Origin of the sequence: Faecalibacterium sp. AF27-11BH (assembly GCF_003603005.1) — a bacterium.
GTDB lineage: Bacteria > Bacillota > Clostridia > Oscillospirales > Ruminococcaceae > Faecalibacterium > Faecalibacterium taiwanense.
Genome location: NZ_QVGS01000017.1, coordinates 1 through 14,280, shown reverse-complemented (window position 1 = coordinate 14,280; position 14,280 = coordinate 1). Strand labels below are relative to the sequence as shown.

Annotated in this window: 22 protein-coding genes and 1 pseudogene; all 23 read right to left on the bottom strand. The window is 51.5% G+C overall.

All coding sequences use genetic code 11. The features are described 5' to 3' along the window. Positions 1 to 13: 13 nt before the first annotated feature. The 23 genes and pseudogenes from DWY76_RS12800 to DWY76_RS12690 all read right to left on the bottom strand — a co-directional run bounded on the left by DWY76_RS12800 (position 14) and on the right by DWY76_RS12690 (position 14,229). Entirely contained in the window at positions 14 to 988 is a 975-nt protein-coding gene (locus DWY76_RS12800; protein WP_120081525.1) for a hypothetical protein, read from the bottom strand. 11 nt (positions 989 to 999) lie between these two features. Then, the gene (locus tag DWY76_RS12795) at positions 1,000 to 1,410 is read right to left on the bottom strand and encodes a hypothetical protein (RefSeq protein ID WP_002588992.1); all 411 of its coding nucleotides are present in this window, start codon (positions 1,408 to 1,410) and stop codon (positions 1,000 to 1,002) included. Continuing rightward, entirely contained in the window at positions 1,407 to 2,357 is a 951-nt protein-coding gene (locus DWY76_RS12790) for a hypothetical protein (RefSeq protein ID WP_006773008.1), read from the bottom strand. The genes DWY76_RS12795 and DWY76_RS12790 overlap by 4 nt, the downstream gene beginning before the upstream one ends. A gap of 15 nt (positions 2,358 to 2,372) precedes the next feature. Next, complete coding sequence (locus DWY76_RS12785; protein WP_120081524.1) at positions 2,373 to 2,672, bottom strand: hypothetical protein; 300 nt, start codon at positions 2,670 to 2,672, stop codon at positions 2,373 to 2,375. Positions 2,673 to 2,682: 10 nt separating this feature from the next. Continuing rightward, positions 2,683 to 2,946, bottom strand: coding sequence for a hypothetical protein (locus tag DWY76_RS12780; protein WP_006773010.1), 264 nt, complete (start codon positions 2,944 to 2,946; stop codon positions 2,683 to 2,685). Beyond that, positions 2,943 to 3,383, bottom strand: coding sequence for an Imm51 family immunity protein (locus tag DWY76_RS12775; RefSeq protein ID WP_006773011.1), 441 nt, complete (start codon positions 3,381 to 3,383; stop codon positions 2,943 to 2,945). Before DWY76_RS12775 ends, DWY76_RS12780 begins: the two co-directional genes overlap by 4 nt. A 27-nt stretch (positions 3,384 to 3,410) precedes the next feature. Beyond that, positions 3,411 to 4,358 carry a DUF4241 domain-containing protein gene (locus DWY76_RS12770; protein ID WP_120081523.1) on the bottom strand — a complete coding sequence of 316 codons (948 nt, stop codon included), beginning with the start codon at positions 4,356 to 4,358 and terminating at the stop codon, positions 3,411 to 3,413. A 5-nt stretch (positions 4,359 to 4,363) separates the two neighbouring features. After that, entirely contained in the window at positions 4,364 to 4,690 is a 327-nt protein-coding gene (locus tag DWY76_RS12765; protein WP_120081522.1) for a DUF5713 family protein, read from the bottom strand. Between the two features lie 36 nt (positions 4,691 to 4,726). Beyond that, on the bottom strand, positions 4,727 to 5,230 hold the full coding sequence (locus DWY76_RS12760) for a DUF2004 domain-containing protein (RefSeq protein ID WP_117533940.1): 504 nt from the start codon (positions 5,228 to 5,230) through the stop codon (positions 4,727 to 4,729). A 13-nt stretch (positions 5,231 to 5,243) separates the two neighbouring features. Then, entirely contained in the window at positions 5,244 to 6,083 is an 840-nt protein-coding gene (locus tag DWY76_RS12755; protein ID WP_120081521.1) for a DUF2262 domain-containing protein, read from the bottom strand. 12 nt (positions 6,084 to 6,095) lie between these two features. Next, the gene (locus DWY76_RS12750) at positions 6,096 to 6,716 is read right to left on the bottom strand and encodes a hypothetical protein (RefSeq protein WP_117948566.1); all 621 of its coding nucleotides are present in this window, start codon (positions 6,714 to 6,716) and stop codon (positions 6,096 to 6,098) included. Between the two features lie 11 nt (positions 6,717 to 6,727). Next, positions 6,728 to 7,807, bottom strand: coding sequence for an ankyrin repeat domain-containing protein (locus tag DWY76_RS12745; protein WP_120081520.1), 1,080 nt, complete (start codon positions 7,805 to 7,807; stop codon positions 6,728 to 6,730). Further along, positions 7,743 to 8,201 carry a hypothetical protein gene (locus DWY76_RS12740; RefSeq protein WP_243112045.1) on the bottom strand — a complete coding sequence of 153 codons (459 nt, stop codon included), beginning with the start codon at positions 8,199 to 8,201 and terminating at the stop codon, positions 7,743 to 7,745. The genes DWY76_RS12745 and DWY76_RS12740 overlap by 65 nt, the downstream gene beginning before the upstream one ends. Then, on the bottom strand, positions 8,198 to 8,740 hold the full coding sequence (locus DWY76_RS12735) for a hypothetical protein (RefSeq protein ID WP_120081519.1): 543 nt from the start codon (positions 8,738 to 8,740) through the stop codon (positions 8,198 to 8,200). The genes DWY76_RS12740 and DWY76_RS12735 overlap by 4 nt, the downstream gene beginning before the upstream one ends. Positions 8,741 to 8,753: 13 nt before the next feature. Beyond that, positions 8,754 to 8,987, bottom strand: coding sequence for an immunity 17 family protein (locus DWY76_RS12730; protein WP_006773021.1), 234 nt, complete (start codon positions 8,985 to 8,987; stop codon positions 8,754 to 8,756). A gap of 532 nt (positions 8,988 to 9,519) precedes the next feature. After that, positions 9,520 to 9,798 carry a hypothetical protein gene (locus DWY76_RS12720; protein WP_009298997.1) on the bottom strand — a complete coding sequence of 93 codons (279 nt, stop codon included), beginning with the start codon at positions 9,796 to 9,798 and terminating at the stop codon, positions 9,520 to 9,522. A 61-nt stretch (positions 9,799 to 9,859) separates the two neighbouring features. After that, positions 9,860 to 10,975 carry a hypothetical protein gene (locus DWY76_RS12715; protein ID WP_120081518.1) on the bottom strand — a complete coding sequence of 372 codons (1,116 nt, stop codon included), beginning with the start codon at positions 10,973 to 10,975 and terminating at the stop codon, positions 9,860 to 9,862. 15 nt (positions 10,976 to 10,990) lie between these two features. Next, on the bottom strand, positions 10,991 to 11,161 hold the full coding sequence (locus DWY76_RS14115) for a hypothetical protein (RefSeq protein WP_008723379.1): 171 nt from the start codon (positions 11,159 to 11,161) through the stop codon (positions 10,991 to 10,993). A gap of 107 nt (positions 11,162 to 11,268) precedes the next feature. Further along, positions 11,269 to 11,580: pseudogene (locus DWY76_RS12710) on the bottom strand (SLOG family protein); the annotation flags it as partial. A gap of 7 nt (positions 11,581 to 11,587) precedes the next feature. Then, on the bottom strand, positions 11,588 to 12,376 hold the full coding sequence (locus DWY76_RS12705) for a DUF975 family protein (protein WP_120081517.1): 789 nt from the start codon (positions 12,374 to 12,376) through the stop codon (positions 11,588 to 11,590). Between the two features lie 191 nt (positions 12,377 to 12,567). After that, on the bottom strand, positions 12,568 to 12,903 hold the full coding sequence (locus DWY76_RS12700; protein ID WP_015565819.1) for a hypothetical protein: 336 nt from the start codon (positions 12,901 to 12,903) through the stop codon (positions 12,568 to 12,570). 275 nt (positions 12,904 to 13,178) lie between these two features. Continuing rightward, entirely contained in the window at positions 13,179 to 13,382 is a 204-nt protein-coding gene (locus tag DWY76_RS12695; protein ID WP_223383275.1) for a helix-turn-helix transcriptional regulator, read from the bottom strand. A 19-nt stretch (positions 13,383 to 13,401) separates the two neighbouring features. Continuing rightward, a complete protein-coding gene (locus DWY76_RS12690; RefSeq protein WP_120081516.1) occupies positions 13,402 to 14,229 on the bottom strand; it encodes a LexA family transcriptional regulator in 828 nt (275 codons plus the stop codon). Positions 14,230 to 14,280 lie beyond the last annotated feature (51 nt).

The following is a 14,280-nucleotide window of genomic DNA, read 5'->3' as shown; positions in this document are numbered from 1 at the left end:
CAAGCTTCTATTGTCAATCATAGTTCTCCAACCGAATGATAGGCCGATAAAAGTCATAATCTCCGTTTAGTTCATTGTCCTCCTGCACTTCCGGCTTACAGTGGGGCGAACAGGGTAGGAAACCGAGAAATGGGCCCAGCCCACCGCAGATATTGCATCCGCCGTCACCGCCGCAGGTGGTAAGCCTATCAGCCTGCACCACTTCCCGCATATAGGGATCGTAGGCGATGGACAGGCCGAAGAAGTTGGGCTCCTCCATGTCATAGGGCCGGTTCTCATCCTCATCCATGTCCTCAAACCAGCGCAGACGCATGGAGTAGTCTAACCCATCTCCCCATGGAAACAGGGTCCGACACCCGCCGCCACACAGGTAGGCCCACTCGTCCGCCGTGGGCAGGGAGAAGCCCCTGTTTTCCAGCATGGCAAGAAGCGCATCGTAGTCTGTGTGGTTATAGATACAGATCTGAAAGCCCTTTTCCGTCCGCTCAATGCGGGCCGACTGATGCAAGGTAAGACTGCTGCTGTCACTCCAGGCAAAATCACGGAATTCCTTCAGCCAGTCAGGGTGGACAGTCAGTCTGGGATCATCCATTTTGACTGGCTCCCAGTTAATTTCCTCCAGCTCCCGGCCCACCAGCATGGGTCCAATGGCCGCCTGCCGAACAGGAGCCATGCTTTCCCGAATCATCTCCTCCGGGTCCCGCTCCATTTCCCATTCTCGGAACAGATACTCCAATTCCTCCCGGCTCTCCTGATTCAATCCCACGGCAAACTGCTCCCAGCCCAGGGTGACGGTATCGCCGGGGACAAAGACGAACTCCCGACCATCTTTCTTGAAGATGCCGGTGGTGCAGCTCTGGCCCCAGCGGTCAAAAGTATGTAGACCGAGAAAGGTCATATCATAACGGGCAGCCAGGCTCTCCATCAGCACCTGCTTCTCGATGTTTTCCATTTGATTGAATTGGGTGCGGAATAGTCTTTTGTTCATAACAAGTCCTCCTACAGCCTATCCAGGTTTTCCTGTAAATCGCCCTGCATCAAGTGCTGGGCAATGGCTTGGTTCAGTGCCTTATGGGGGTGATAGGCTGCCTGCTCTACATCGTGCAGGCACTCCTCCATCAATGCCTCCGGAGAAATGCCTTCCCGTTTGCCATAAAGATGGCCGAAGGCATAGCACACGGACTTGAGAAAGTCGAAAATATAGTCGTGATTTCCACGCATACTGGGCAGGTCGTTGAACGAGCCCATACCTCCGTATGCCCGAAGATGGTGGGCAACCTCCCGCCGCTGGTTCCAGTCCTGAATGTCCCGCTCCAACCAGTCGATCCAGTTTTGGAACTCTGGATGGTCTGCCAGAAGGATGGAGCGCAGACAGGTCAGAGCCTCGGTATAAATATCAGACTGTTTCATTGGCCATCGCTCCCCCAAATACCTCCATAGAGCACACCATCTTTTCCAAGGAACAACATCCGGCTGCGAAGCAGGCTGCACTGCTCCACAGCGACCTTGTTTCCGTCACAGGTGGGAATAGCCTCCTGTTTTTTCCCAAGGTGATCACCATGAGCGGTAAGGAAGTAGAATTTATCCCGTTGCTGGTATCCGCCTTGAAACAGGAAGGTATTGCCGGACGGGGCAACAGAAAAAGCTCCGCTTCCTTCGATTGGCAGTTCAAATACAAAGTCCTCTTTGAAGTTCGTCCGCACCAGCCGGAATTCATCGTAATAATAAAACCACAGGTTTTCTTCTTCGTCCAGGCTGATGGCGTAGCAGTCATAGATGGAATAGTTCTCATTCTTCCAGAGAGGAGTTCCCTCCGATGTCCATGCAATCAGGCCGCAAGCACCCAGAGGTTCATCCCAACCGTAATTACCAAATACACCTTCGTCAAAGTAGCTGGTAATGATGGTGCCATCTTTTTTTACCACACAGTCTTGAATGCCATCCCCCAGGCAGAAACGGGACAGCACAGCTCCGTCCCGGCTGACGATCCAGGCGTTCTGGTCGGGGCCGTTTTCCCGATAGGCGCATCTTGCCCCCAGCAGGAGGAAGTGATCACCTGCGGGCCGCAAATAATGAAACTGGAACTTCAAGAGGCCAAGAGGAAACAGCGTCGTTTCCAGCACCCGCTGTTCCGCCCAATCCAGCTGGATTTCCACTGCGGTATAGGTGGAAGGAGTGCTGAGCCAGTCCTTACCCTGTGTTTCGGACGGCTGTTCCATGAGAAGATAGACTTTTCCATCCCTTGCCGTGAAAAAGTCTGTCACTTCTGTGCCCTCCAGATGTTTTTCCCGGCGCAGCTGGTCCAGGTCAATGATGGAGAACAACGGCAGATTTTTGGCTTTTATAGGTTTGTTCATAGTGTCTCCTCCTGGCTACTTTAACGCTCCATCATAGGTGTGGCTTTCCCAGGCGGCCTCAAATTCCGCCTGCTCTATGACGCAGGCGTGGAACTCCTCACCCCAGACATGGGCGTTCAATTCCTCCACGGTGGGGATCGGCGTGATCTCGATGGCGCCGTCGTAAAGGTCAGGGATATTGCGGGTGCGGCCATCTGCAAAGATGTCAATGGAGCGGAGAGCCAGCCGCTCATTTTCTGTATCCACTTCATAGAGGATCACCGACGGTTCTCCCTCCGGTGCGTCCTCCCAAAAAAGCTTGATGTACTCCATCATTCCATTTCCCTCATTTGAACCAATGCCACCCCGTCATGGTGCCGGTTACCTCATCTATCTGTATTGCAATATCATAATTGCCGCGACAGCCCAGCAAGGCCGCGAGATGATCGTTTTCCATAATCAAATCATAAAACTCAACCGCTATGTCTTGGAATTCCTTCGGAATTTCCAGTGCAGAGAAGAAATCCACTGATTGAGCATTTTGGAAAAATTCAATGGCCGTTTTACTGCATTTTACTATAATCCCTGTTTGAGTGGTCAAATCTTTCATGCTTTCGCAACCTCGCTCATGTTCAGATACATCCCCATCGTTTTTTCATTGTCACAGGCCGCCCGGATCATTTTGGACAGCAGCATCAAATCGTCGATGTATTGGGAGTACACGCAGAACACATCCTCGTCAGAGTCGAAGTGAAACAGATCCACGCCGCTGTTATTTTCCTCGAACTCCTGGATCACGCCCCGGACCAGCCGCTCCCAGTCTCCGCTGCTTCCAGTCAGTCCCAGCCGACGGAATACTTCCGTCCGGAATCCATTGTTGATTTTCAGCAGAAGGGAGAGCGCATAGGGGTGGTGGGGAATGAGAAAGAATGGCGCAATCTGCTCCGGCTTCACCCAGATTTTGAAGGGCGGACGCGGGTCAGGTATCCAGGGCAAGATTTCCCATTCGTCCTCCGGCCGGTTTCCGTATTGGCAAAGGTCTTTCATAGTGTTCTCCTTTGTTCTGTCACATTTTTAATCCTGCTCTCGATAACTGGCTTCAATGTCAATGAACCGCACATACACGGCGCAGATTTTGCCCTTGGCGTCATACCCGAAGTAGACAGGATAGTAACCATCCCCCCAGCCGGAGGCAAAGATGGGCAGGTTGCAGTCCGTGCCCGGCACTGTCCAGTTGAGCCAGTCGCCGCAGTCCCCCTGATATTTGGGGTAGGCTTTGGCGTTTTCTTCCAGAAGATCGCAGAACAGGTCGTTGTAGGGGTCGATGTCCGGGTCTTCTTCTAAACGCTTGGCCCAGTATGCCTTGAAGGCCGCCTGGGTCTGGATGTCCGCGACACAGCCCATCCCGGCGTCTACGCCGAAACCGAAGTAGTCATCATCTCCCAGTGCCGCGTCCAGATCCTCGTTGCCCACCATGCCCAGCTCATAGCGGACAGGCTTTTCCTGAGAAACCTCCACCTTGACGCAGGCATAGCGGTCGCCGTATTGTTCGCTGGGCACCACGCAGATTTTTACGGGATAAGTTCCGGCGGGGATCGTTTGAAGGAACGGCAGAGTGTCCTCCAGTTCCACCAGCGGATCACAGGCGAATATCTGCCCGGTGGGGAAATGGACGACACCGATGTCCAGTACATCCACCGCCATGTTCCTAATCACTTTCTCTGTGAAATGGGCCTCCAAGTCATCTTTACAGGTCAATTTATCCTTGATTGCTTCGTATTTGTTCAACCATTCAGTTGTAGGCATATCAGTTTCCTCCTGTTGGTTCTGTTTTTTGATATACGCGCTCTTAGAGCCGTCCCAGTAGCAGTTCACACATCGGCCATTCTGGAAATGATGGTCACAATTCGGGTAGCCATAGAGAACATGGGCACATTCCGGGCACAGCCCCATCATCTGTGAGGAGCCTTTGAAAAACAGGCTTCCGCACTCATCACAAAGGGCCAGTTCTTTTTCTGCCATAGGGCTCACCAGTCCCGTTCCCGGATAGCCTCCTCGGTGTCAATGGGGATGCCAAACCACTCCAGAATGTAGGCCACGGTTGCCGCGATACATTCCCGTGCCACCGTTTCGATCTCGCTGTCGTTCTCGTCAAACTCCTCCTGGAGATCATTGATGCCGCAGACCGCTTCGTCCAGCGTTTCCTGCACTACTTCAATGTCGTTTTCGCCGCTCTCCAGCAGGTCGATGACCTTCTGAAGCTCGTCTTTTACCTTGTCCACCAGAAAAGTGGGATAGTAATTGTCCTGATACATCTCGTCCAGCAGCTTGTAATTGGGGTCAAATGCTTTCATAGGGATTGCTCCTTTCCTCGTGTATGTCAGTCACGCTCAGCTCTCATGTGTGATACAGAAAATCTCCTTGTTCAAATCAAAGTAGATTACCATCAGTTCGTCGGTAATCTCCGGGTTAAAGGACAGATCCAGAATGAAAACTTGCTGGTTCATCTCGCTATCCACCAGACTGCCGAACCGCTTGAGCTTCAAAAAGTCAACCATCTCAGCAAAGGACAGTTTGGCTGGGTCGGTTCCCGGAAAAAGTTCCGCCACAATATCCGGGCCTACATCGTCCCGATGGAACTCCATGAAAAATGTCACAACGCTATGGTAGCGGCTGTCCTCGTCTGCCAGCGCCGCTTTGATGGCGGCTTTGGCCTTCTCCGCCAATTTCTCCGCCTCATCCAGCATTTCTCCCACCGCATCCATGGCAGCAGGATCGCCGGTCAGTTCTTCCTCTACATCGAAGAGAAAGGGTAGTCCCGATTCCTCGGGAAAGTTGAAGATTTCCTCGCCGGGTATATATGTAAAATCAATGCGTTTACAGTTCAGTTTCATAATGTTATCCTCCTTACCCCTCAATGTTGGCAGTTTTGAGGCCCTTTTTCAAGGAGCCGTAGACAGTCACCGCATGGTCGGTGAACATCTCATCGCAGTCAAACCAGGCTGTGAAGCTGCCGCCGGAGGTGACGGACAGGCTCGTCATGCTGATTCGTCGGGCAAGTTCTTCCTCTGTGATAGGGTCTGTTTTCGGATTGCGGGGATTTTCCTCATCTTGAGAAAGCCAGTTGTCGGCCAGCTCGGTCAGGTTCTTGGCTGCAAGCTCCCGCATGGCTTTGTCCCAGGTTTCACAGTCGGCCAGCAGCTTCTTGGCGGCACTGCGGGCGCGGGTCCAGGAGGGCTTGCTTTCAGCATTGACCTCCAGAGAAAGGAGCACATCCTTTCCGCACCACTGGATTTCTCCCTCGAAGGTATCATAGTCCTTGTCCAGCTTCAGTTCACCCAGCACCTGGTCCTGGATCACCACCGGCTTGTGGTACTCGTCCAGAACAGCCTGAAGTTCCGGGCAGTCCTCATGGGTCTTGACCACCTCGGAGATACACCAGGGCCATGCCACCAGATCATTTGCCCATTCTTCTTTCATCCGGCGGATCTTCAGGCGGCAGATCTGCTCGTTATGAAAGCGTTCCCAGCCCTTATCGCTGTTTCGTTCCTCGTCGGTGACTGGCCACTCCAGCCGCTCCTCTTTGGTGGTGACCTTGCCGGTGTCACAGAACACCATGCCCAGCGTCACAACAGTCATTTGCCAAAAGTTGCCCCTGTTGTTATATCCGCCCCCGATGCAGCGATTGATCAAAGCGACCACTTCCTGCTCCTCGGGCTCGTACATCTCATAAAATTCTTCAAACATAGATCATTCTCCTTATCCCTCTATATGATTGCGGTATTCCTTCTCCAGTTGGGTGTACCACCGTTGCAGCATGGTTTCCAGACTGGTTTTCCCTTTCCGATCAAAAAAAGCAAGGAACTTGTCCAGCAACTCAGGAAACAAATTCTTACCGATATTTGTCAGATCCTGATTGAGATAGACCATCCGCAGGATACGGCCCTGTCGGTCCAGAGGGTTCTTTTTCAGCAGCTCCTTTTCAAAGCAGAAGCGCAGGAATACCACATTTTCGTCGTAGAAGTCCTCCACCACAGCCGCGCCGATGCTGGTGTAGGTGATGTCGTACACCAAACGGCTCCAGTCGAATTTCTCGGCATAGAGCAGTTTCAGCGCCTTCGCCCAGTGTTCCTCCGGGATCACCAGCATCCTGTGCTGGGCGGTGCTGGAGTAGCCGCGATAGACGGGTTCCGGCTGCCCCAGCAGTTCACTCACGCTGTCGGCGTAGACGAAGCACAGCTCCTCATCGAACAGGCCACCAATGAAGTTGCCATTGCAGTACAGCATATAATTCTTGGACTTGGCCGGAGAGTAAGAGAGGTTGTATTCCTGCGAATCCAGGATTTTATGTACTTTGTTCAAAAAATCCATTGATGTCATCGGTTTGCTCCTTATTCCTCAAACTCGCCCTCGATCATTCCATTGAGATATTTTCCGGGATCAGCGATAAATTCCTCCCATTTGGCCAGGGGATGGAACTCCTCGTGCTCGATGTCCAGATACCACAGCTTTTTGTCCCTGGGGCTCCACAGCAGCAGGTAGTCGCTGTAATTGTCCATGGCCGCCATGAGGGAGAGCAGCCTTTTTCGTTTCCAGGTCATCTCCTGCACATCCATGTAGGCGTACAACTCCGCCCATTTCACCCACTCCTGCTCCGGGAATTCCAAACGCAGGGGGCCGGTCTTCAAGTATTCCACCAGCTTGGCGGGCAGCTTGTAGGGCATGAGCTGCCGGATCTTTTCCTGCTCATTGTGCCAGTCCTCCGGTTCCAGGGCTTTTAAGTAGTCGGCCAGCTCCTGATTTTTGTTCTGCACCGCCACGGTGTAAGGCCGGTCGCCGTATTTGTCGGCAATGGTGATGTCGACCCCCTGTTCCACGAGCCAGCGCACCATAGGGAAATCGTTGGAGCGGGCGGCCTCGGTGACAGGGGTGGAAGCATAAGGGAACACCATGTCCGGCTTGTGGTAATTGATGTCTGCACCTTTTTCCAGCAGGAGTTTGGCAAGTTTGGCCTCTCCATCAGATACAGCGGCCCGAAATGCCTCGCCGCCAAACTTGTCCACTGTGATCCCGGCTTGCTCCAGCACCGGGATATTCTCCGGGCGCTTGCCCCAGCGTACTTCCTGGAAGGCACGCTCTTTCTGCTTCGGGCTGAGTTTTGCGGCCTGTCCAGCAAAGAGGGTGACCACCTCCGGCCCACAACAGCGGGCAGCGGTGAGCAGCAGGGGCTGTTCCTCTGCCAGACCGGGATCAGCTCCATGCCCCAGTAGGAAGTGAATCATGGGCACATCATTCCGAAAAACCGCGATCTCCAGTGGTGTGAGTTTGATATACTCGCTGAGCTGAATGGGGTCATCTAAATCCAGACCGCCCTGGAGCAGTACCTCCAGCTTGGAAGTGTCATAGTCACAAATGGCGGCAGCCGTTTCCGGGAGGGTCTCCCAGCGGCCAATATATGCAATTTGGTACATAAGGCACCCACTTTCGTTGTTGTTTCACTTTATAGGGAACGGTTCGGCCCAGCACCCGGCCCTTGCCAACGGCATTGGCTCCCTCATAGATCAAAAATTCCGCATTGTTTTCCAGCGGGGCATAGTCAATGGTATCTGGATATAGGGGTTGGGCATTTCCCAAAGCTGGTGTATCAAATGTACACTCGGTTCCGTCCAGAAAGCATACACCCAAATATTCTGTAGTTCCTGTGACCACAAAATGGGGACAATACTTTCCGCTGACCAGGCTGGGTGGTATTTTTCGTTTGCCGCTCCAGAAGATGACCTCCACATGGAGCACCGCCCGGTTTTCATCTGTCCCGATCACGCTGTCGCCCTCCTTTATCCCGTCATCTGGCTGCGGTATACTCATGCCAACTCTGCGTCCAGTATCTGGACTTGTTTTCCTTCCTCGTTCACATAGTAAAGGGCGATATAGTCGATGCCGTCCCGCTTGACCTGTTCCCAAGGCATACGCTCGCCGTTAATCAGTTCCACAGTATCCGCCTCATCCGGTTCGAAGTCTTCTTTTTCGTCCTCGTAGTCCACGCTGTACCCCAGCTCCAGCACCAACTTGGAGGCGGGGATCTCATACCGCTTGAGGGGGCGGTGCTCCAGCTCGGATGGATCATGTTCATCGCAGAACATATTGTCGTAGCCATGCCGTCCACCGTCAAAGATGACGAACTCCTCGCCGCTCTCCGGGTCACGGGCTGTCACCAGTCCGGGGGCCTCGTCGCTATCTATGATATAGGATTGGGGTTCTCCTTTCACCGTGAGCAGATCTCCGTAATACCAAACCTCCAGCAGTTCATTGCCGGTGGTGGAACAAAGTATCACGGTGGGCAAACGCTTCTCCGCCCATTCTTTCACATGGCCGATGAGCCAGGTGGGATATTTCTCAGTCATCATAGTCTTTCTCCTCCTATTTCAATTTCAGCACAAATCCCCAGATACTCACCACAATCAAGAGGACACCCAGCAGAAAGAAAACCACACGCCGGTATCCTCTGCTGTGTCGATGGGCATCCCGCGTACCAGTGGGGTCGCAGAGCCAGTTCCAGTTGCGGATCGCTCCAAACAAAATCACGGCCCCGATGAGCACCGAGGCAATGTACCAATGCTCTTGTAAAAATGCTGTGATCTGTTCGCTGTTCATTTACAGATACCCCCCCTTTTTTTACATCATTGGGAGTTTCCTTTCGGATGATTTCCTCCCGCTCTTTTAAATCCAGCTCCAGAGCTTTTTCCTCCTCCAGATATTCCTCGCAGTCCCGAACCAGTTTTTGGGCGGCTGGGTCATCCGGGACCAGGGCCAGCCAGTGCTTGGCGTATTCATAGGCGGAGGCGGCGGAACGGTATGCCATCAGGCAGGAATAGCCCATCCGGGCGTTCCAGTAGGGATCGTTCTCACCCTGGGCGCGGACGGACTCCAGCAGCTCAATGGCGTGTCGGATGAGATCCCCGTCCACTTCACCGTCGGTCCCATGCTCTCCATGATCTCCCAGCACCGCCAGATTGCTGTAAGCCCGACTCAGCTTGACGGTCAGCAGATAGCCCCGCTCCTGTTCCGGGATGGCTTCGATGGCCCGGATACACCGGGAATACTCGTCCTTCTTATTCCATTGCTCAAGCTGCTCCAGCAGCTCTGCTTTTTCTGCCTGATTCATCATTTCACCGCCTTTTCCGTGTCATCCTTTGCCTTTTTTGAAGTGTCCGCTGCCTCGCCAGGTGTTGACCACACAGGTGAAGATCTGGCCGCAGTGCTTGCACCTAATCATGTGAGCCATAATTTCGTCTGCCCAGCCATCCTCTGTCTTTACCTTCTCCAGTGGGCAGGTGGATTCCTCTTGCATCAGTTCAAATTCCCCCTCCGACACCAACTGCTGAATGTAAGCAATACAGGCCAGATAGTCCTTTGGGGCGTCAAATTTTCTCCATGTTTGAATGTTTCGGCAGTGCTCGCACATAGTGGACGCCTCCTTACGCAAATACCTGCTGGTATTTCTCTTTTCATACTGTGCGACTTTTTCAGGTCTGCTGGTGCTGCATGGACACGATCTGGCAGTCCGAGCAGAACTCCACATAGAGCGTGCCCTCCGCACAGTCAAACACCGTATCCCACTGGATCTGTGCCAGATACTTCATAGGCTTCCCACAGTGGGGACAAGTGGCATATTCTGCATCCTGCACCCAGTTGCCAAAGCCGCCGATGGTATTCACATCCTGACAGGCCGCACCGTAAAACAGGGACACAGGCGCTTCGCCCAGCACAAAGGGATTTTCCGTGAGGGCCTTGTACTCCTCGGGACTGACATAGCAATCCGTCTTCTCCGCGCCGTCAAAGAGTTCGGAGGGAAAGACCTCCACGCCGCCATCCAGAGCGAACCGGTTGAAGGCGGGGCCTTTGAGGAATCCCACGCAGCTGGGGCAGCAGGTGGCAGTCAGAATACCATCCAGCCCCAGGAACCGGAGCCGCTCATCCCGGCCATCCAGCACCAAAATATCCACCATCCGCCCGCCGCAGTGGGGACAGGTGTCCTCCCGTGCCCGGCCAATGCGGACGGGAGATTTCTCGCTGGTGGTTCCCTTGACCATAGGATAGCAGGTATCGAAGTTGAGCTGGATTTTCTGGCCCTCCTTGTCGAAGGTCCAGCCTCCGATCTGCGCATAGCTGGATGGGTCTACATAGAGGCCCTTGCGCCAGGGCCGGGGATTTCGCTCCAGCTCCAGCAGAGTCTCCATTGCCTTGTCATCTCCTTGCATAGCAAGGCAACTCATCAGGTTGGAGGCCGCGCTGGAATATTCTGCGGACAACAGCGCATGGATCAGACCATCCCGCACATCGGCGGGAGCATGATAATAGATCTCACAGGGCCAGAACACCTCTGCGGCCAGTGCCACTCGCTGAATCTCCGGGGTGATGGCATCATGGTAGCCAAGCAGCTGCCAAAAGTCGGCGAACTCTGGGTCCTCCATATCAGCCAGCCTCTGGATGTTCTGTATCAAGTTTCTTTGTTTTTCGACAATTTGTTCCGGCATCCAGGCCAGAGCAGCTTGCCGTTCTTGCTCGCACTTACATTTCCAACACAATCCCTCATAACCCAATGGGGTTCCACAGCTGGGGCAGGTATATTTCAGACTCATGTTCTCATACTCCTTTCAGGCAATAAAAAAGCCCCACGCCGCACTGTCATAAAGACAGGCTGACGCAGGGCATGAAGAAGCCGCGTTGAAGGAGCCGCATCCACCAGCAGATGTAGTTTCTTCAACAACCAAAATATTTTTTTCGTATCTTAAAGCAGCAAATTGCTGTCCAATATATTTGTTCATAGCGGCACCATTTGTTCTGAGCGTAGTTTTATATCTTATTATATCACAGCACCCCTTCAATGAAAATATTTTGTTGGAAATGCTAATGAAAAATTTTTGTGAATTTGTTAAGGCGCAGGGGCTGTTATCTCCATAGTGTCTGGATGGATCAGAGTGATTACTTTTCCCTGATGCAAGGCATAGTTGACTGTCTGTGCTGTACCTGAGCGCAGCTTTTTCTGATTATCAAACACACCGATAAGGTACTCTGCATGATCGACCATATAATAATTTCTTTTTTTATAACTGGAAACATCCGCAGAATGTGAAATAACAATAGAATCGTTTGCGTTTTGGATCAGCTTTTTCAATCTATGTTTACTCTGATCCGGCCATTTAGAGTCATAGCCGATGAAGGGAACTACAACGATAATTTTAATATAAAAGTCAATATGCTTCATCCGGTTCGGTAGGTGCTGCGGTAATATCGCGGTAGAAAGTAGCCCATGCAGCTTCCTCATAGGGGCGCACGAAAAAGAAGCCAATGCTCAATGGAATTGTCAGCAGAAGAATCAGAGAAATCGCCATAGCCTCTGAACCGGTGAAATATCTGAGAATCAGAAAATACCCGGCATACAGTGGCAGCGCACAGAGCAGCTCCCAGCCAATGAAGCTGAAATCCAGACAGAACAGCCGCCATTTGTTGCCATCCATGATCCTCCGGGATTCTGTGATCGCTTCGTTTGCAGTCAGCGAAGGATGCTCTGTCATGATGTAAGGTGTCATCGCATAGCTGTATGTTTTCACGATTCCCGGAATCACCAACAGCAGTGTCCAGAGGGCGGTGTACAGACCCTGCAGGAAGTTCATGCAGAAGCCATCCCACAGACGGTCTTTCTGAGAGAACAGATCCGAGATGGCTGCATCCTTTCCATCTACAAGGTTCAGATTAAAACGAGCATATCCCAGTCGAGCTGCACCGCCCACGATCAGTTGGAGGACTGCCCACAGAACAATGCCGGCAAGCAGAACAGCAAGCAGCCGACCGCCGTTGGGCTGGGAGAACAGTTCAAAATGGATGTCCTTTGCCTGATTGGAATTGGATACGGCACTGTTGGAACTGCTCACAATGGTAGCACCGAGCGCACTGGCGGCAATACCTGTCAAAACAGCAGTTTTCCATTTTCCGCGCAGGGCATCGAGAGCGAGCATACGATAGTCGGCAGATACTTTCATAAAAGCAACCTCCTGTCTGAAAACGGCAAGGATTTGTGAAATAGGAAGATGATATGCCACTTTAATTTAGATACGTTTGAAAAGCTGAAAAAATTGCAGCATGAATGAAAAAGAGGCTGTTACACCGGTTTTATCCTTGTGCAACAGCCCCTTCCTTTACTTCAGCAGCTTGTCCAGTTCATCATATTGCATTACTGGAGCTTTGCAAGGATTTCTTCAGCCGTCATACCGCTGGCAAGCAGCTTCTTCAGCACATCTTCTGCTTCGCCCTTCTTTGCTTCTTCTGCTGCTTTTGCTTCGGCGGCAGCTTTTTTGTTTTCGGCTTTGGCAAGTTCCTTGGTGGCGGCTTTCAATTCTGCTTTCTTGGCTTTCAGCTGCGTCTTCAGATCATCGAGATTTGCAGTCAACGTAGCAACCTCAGATTCGATTTTCTCTTTTTTTGCGGCCTTTTCTGCAATGACTGCTACATAATCAACGCTGGCCTTTACAGTACGAGCCTTATTCTTGCTTCCCTTGGGTCTTGCCATAATAATTTCCTCCCATAAAGTGAAATAATTTGATACTTACAAGTATATTTCCAAATAGTCAGAATTGCAATAGGTAACATGAGCCGTCTTCAACTGCCAATGCAAATCTTATTCGGTATGCCCGAAGATCGTCGCAAATGTATTCCTTCAATGGTAACAATCATGGAGATTAGTGTTTATCTGGAGATTACCAAAGGATAAATAGAAGCAGTATTAAAGCCGTTCACCACGCAGATTTTCCAGCGTGGCGAACGGCTTTTTTGCTGCCCCTATATTTACAGGTAGGAGGAATCGAAGAAGTCTTTTAATGTAATTCCTAAACCCTGACAAATTCTTTCAATCGTCTCTACGCTTAACTGCCCTCCCCGACGGGCGGTGGTTTGAATCGTGGAGTACGATATTCCGCATTTCTTTGCCAATACACATAGATTCATATCACGCACTTGCATCAAATCCTGAACACGCTTGATCGTATCCACAAAAACTCCTCCCATCTTTTTAGTTCAAAACTTTTCCAACAATCTCGAATCTTTGCTCTGGAGATATAAGGATCGGCGAATATTTGGTGTTAAGAGAAACCAAAACCGGTTGGTTATGCACCACGCCATAGCTGTCGGTAAGGAACTCTGCTTGGGACTTGTCTGGGGTATGTTCATCGTATTTTTTCAGATATCCACAGTCATCATATACGAATATCCCGATATCCCCGCACTCAAGTTCTTCGCAGCGCTTCACCCATACAATCTGTCCGTTATGATAGCGTGGCTCCATACTATCACCGCTAACATATATCCCGAACTCGGCACCAGCCGGAACGCTACTGGCAGGCACTTGTATCTGCTGGAACATTTCACCCTCAAGAAAAGCTCCTAGACCTGCCGATACTGGCAACTCTGATACAGGCATCATTATGTAGTCGATTTCCGCGGGTTCTTCTGCGTCTGGCTGGTAGCGCCGGGATGCAATCAAGTCCATTTCGTACTCAGCGACCTTTTTTTGCCCGATGTCATTTAGAAGGGCGGGTTTCTGAAAGTTCTTTGTAAAGTAGGAAGGACCCTCCTTGATGTTCAATGCGTAGCAGATTGCAACTAGTTGGTAGATGCTAGGAGTGGTATAGCCTTTTTCCCATTTGCTGATTCCTTTATCACTGACATCGACGCCATAGTGACGGAGAAGTTCAGAGAAAGTTACAAGTGAATAGCCATTCCTTTTTCGTGTGCCTGCGAGAATCTGACCAACCTCATTGCTATCCCTCGCAGCGACTGCATCATAGCGCACTGTGGATGGGGCTATGTGCATTTTGGTGAGCATGGTTTTCTTTTTCATAACAAGAACACTCCTTTGTGATCCGGTAGCTCTATTATAGTATAGAAAATA